Here is a 539-nt window from a genome sequence, read left to right as displayed (position 1 = left end):
CATCTTTCCAGATGCTTCGTCTAATCTATTCCTTTGTAACTCCGTATAGAGTGTCCTACAACCCCAACAAGCAAGCTCGTTGGTTTGGGCTCTTCCCGTTTCGCTCGCCGCTACTCAGGGAATCGATTTTTCTTTCTCTTCCTGCGGGTACTAAGATGTTTCAGTTCTCCGCGTCTACCTTCGATACGCTATGTATTTACGTATCGATAATACGACATAACTCGTATTGGGTTCCCCCATTCGGAAATCTCTGGATCACAGCTTACTTACAGCTCCCCAAAGCATATCGTCGTTAGTAACGTCCTTCATCGGCTTCTAGTGCCAAGGCATCCACCGTGCGCCCTTAATAACTTAATCTATTTGCTTTCCAACTCGACAACCGTCGGTTGAAAACCCAAAATGTTATTAATCTGTGAGTGTTCTTTCGAACACTAGCGATTATTTCTTTTTGAATTCAAGCTTATTTAAAACTCTTATTCACTCGGTTTTGCTTGGTAAAATCATAAATTTTACTTACTTATCTAGTTTTCAATGTACAA

Annotated in this window: 1 rRNA gene (running past one end of the window); it reads right to left on the bottom strand. The window is 41.2% G+C overall.

The annotated features are described in order from the left end of the window. Positions 1 to 357 (bottom strand): 23S ribosomal RNA (locus tag KA833_RS12550); it reaches 2,527 nt to the left of the window's first position. Positions 358 to 539 lie beyond the last annotated feature (182 nt).

This window comes from Staphylococcus sp. GDY8P67P (genome assembly GCF_017892545.1).
GTDB classification, from domain to species: domain Bacteria; phylum Bacillota; class Bacilli; order Staphylococcales; family Staphylococcaceae; genus Staphylococcus; species Staphylococcus ureilyticus.
This window is presented reverse-complemented; position numbering and strand designations above follow the sequence as displayed.